The sequence below is a fragment of the Paracraurococcus ruber genome, from assembly GCF_004353985.1.
GTDB classification, from domain to species: domain Bacteria; phylum Pseudomonadota; class Alphaproteobacteria; order Acetobacterales; family Acetobacteraceae; genus Paracraurococcus; species Paracraurococcus ruber.
This window is the reverse complement of record NZ_SMOA01000483.1, coordinates 1-2425: the sequence shown is the minus strand read 5'-3', so window position 1 is coordinate 2425 and position 2425 is coordinate 1. Positions and strand designations below refer to the sequence as shown.

The 2425-nt window shown below is 78.6% G+C and carries 2 protein-coding genes; one reads left to right on the top strand and one right to left on the bottom strand.

Annotated features, from left to right (window positions below; translation table 11 throughout):
• Nucleotides 1-454, bottom strand: a 454-nt coding sequence (locus E2C05_RS31010; protein ID WP_133223462.1) for a response regulator, incomplete at its 3' end; no start/stop codon positions are given.
• 803 nt (nucleotides 455-1257) lie between these two features.
• On the opposite strand from E2C05_RS31010, the gene E2C05_RS31005 reads away from it, so the two are divergent.
• Nucleotides 1258-2406, top strand: a complete 1149-nt coding sequence (locus E2C05_RS31005) for a YbfB/YjiJ family MFS transporter (protein WP_158292490.1) — start codon at nucleotides 1258-1260, stop codon at nucleotides 2404-2406.
• Nucleotides 2407-2425 lie beyond the last annotated feature (19 nt).

Below are 2425 nucleotides of genomic sequence, written 5' to 3'. Positions count from 1 at the left end.
GGCCGCCCGTCGCGCCGCGCGCGATCACGTCCCGCGCCGCGGCCCGCAAGGCGCCCGCCGCCACCGGCTTCTGCAGCCGCGCGGTCGGCCCGCCGAGCCCGCGCAGGTCGGCCTGCGGTGCGGCCGGGCCATAGCCGGTCACCACCACCACCGGCAGGTGCGGCCGCCGCCGCCGGAAGACGCGGATGATCTCCGGCCCGCGCAGCGCGTCGACCAGGCGCAGATTGACCACGGCCAGCGCCGCATCCTCGGCCTCCAGGGCCAGCGCGTCCTCGGGTGTGCAGGCGATGCGGGTCTCGAAGCCCTCGGCCGCCAGGATCGATTCGATCTCGAGCGCGAGCAGCGCCTCGTCCTCCACCACCAGCGCCAGCCCGGGCCGGCCACCGAGGCGCAGGCCGCCCGCCGGCTCCGCCGCGGCCGGGGCGGCGCTGGCCGATGCTGCCAGATGCACCATGGACAGTTACGATCCCGTCTCCGGCGATGCGGGCCCTGCGTCCTGCGGGCGGGCCATGGGCAAGCGGCCCCCGCGGGCCAGCCGGCGGGAATCGGGACGGAAGGATTTCAGCATCCGTCCTGAATGCTGCCGCCCGGCGGTGGTTCCGCCGAGGCGCGGGCGGCAACGGGTTCGGTTCGCCCAGTTGATCGGTTTCCGGCGCCGGGGGCGGGGCGCTCCGCCCGGTCGGTCCGCCTCGGCGGCGCGGCGTGGCCGGCGGTGCCCGGCCCGGGGGAGTGCCGGGGCGCCGCCCGGACCATGCCGGGTGCGGGATGGCCGGTCCGACGGACCGGGTCCGCCAGCCGCGATCCCGGGCGCCGACCGGGGGGGGGGGGAGCCGGCGGGGCGGGCATTCCGGACGCAGCCGCTACCGTGCCTAGTGTCCCGAATCCGAAGTTCGCCGCCACTGGTGGCGTCCTTCGGTCCGGGCCACTCGCCATTGTTTTCAGTGGCCTGCTGGTCCGCTGCGTTCGCTGCCGGTGGCTGCGAACGTCGCGGGCAGGACACTCGCGCAGGATGGCCGCCTAGGCCGCCTGGGTCCGACCTGCCGCGGTGCCCGTCCTGCCGGGGCCAGCCGGGCGGAAACCCTCCCGGACGCTGCCGCGACCCTGCCGGGCGTGGCATGGCCAGCCCGGCGGACCGGGCCTGCCTCGCCGCGCTGCCCGCCCCGACGGGCGCGGCCAGCGCGATGTCCTTCCTGACACGGCCAGGGCAGGCCCCGCCGCGGGATGGCCGGCGGGTCGCTTCGGGTCCAGGCTGCGCGGGTGTCCGCCACGCTCCGCCCCGCCTTCGCCGGCGCCGCCGCCACCGCCTCGGGCAACGGCCTCGCGCGCTTCGCCTTCGTCCCCCTCTTTCCCGCCATGGTGGGCGCCGGCTGGGTGGATGGCGGGGAAGCCGGGATGCTCGGCGCCGCCGCCCTGCTCGGCTACCTCATCGGCACGCTGCTCGGGCGGCAGGCCGGGCGGCGGATCGGGGTGCGCGGCACCCTCGACCTGGGCATGGGGCTGGTCGTGGTGGCGCTGGCGGCCTGCGCCTGGAATGGCGGCGTCTGGTGGTTCCTGCCCTGGCGGACCCTGGCCGGCGTGGGCGGCGGCCTGCTGATGGCCCTGGCCGGGCCGGCCACCCAGGCGACCGTCCCGGCGGCGCGGCGCGGGACGGCGGGCGGGGTGGTGATCGCCGGCGTCGGCCTCGGCATCGCGGGCGGCGCGGTGGCGGTGCCGGCGCTGCTGCAGGCCGGGCTGCCGGCCACCTGGCTGGGCCTGGCAGGGCTGGTCCTGCTGCTCTGGGCCTATGCGCACCCGCGCTGGCCGGACATGCCCATGGGCGGGGCGGAAGCGGCCGCCCCGCCGCCTGCCCGGCTGCTGCTGGCGACCTACGGGCTGCATGGCGCGGGCATGGTCCCGCCCATGGTGTACCTGGCCGACCTCGCGGCGCGCGGCCGCGGCCTCGGCGTCGGGATCGGCGCGCTGCTGTGGTTCGTGTTCGGCCTGGCCGGCGTTGCCGGCGGGGTGCTCAGCGGCCGGGTGGTCGACCGGCTGGGCGGCCGGCCGACCCTGCGGCTCTGGCTGCTGATCCAGGCGCTGGCGCTGGCGCTGACCCTGCCGCCCTGGCCGGCGCTGGTGCTGCCGGCGGCGGCGGCGGCCGGCTTCGCCGCGGTCGGGGTCACGGCGGTGACGCTCGGCGTCTCGCGGGAGATGGCGGGGGCGCGGGCCACCGGCCTCTGGGTGCGGTGCACGGCGATCTTCGCGGTGGTGCAGACCCTGGCGGGCTTCGCCCTCGCGGCGCTGTTCGCCGCGACCGGCGAAAGCCATGCCGCGGTGTTCGGCCTGGGCTTCGCCGCCTCGGTCGCCGCGGCCTTGGCGGCGGCGGCGCTGGCGCGGCAGCCGCCGGTGCGGCTGGCCGCGACGCGGTGATGCCGGGGCGGCGGCACGC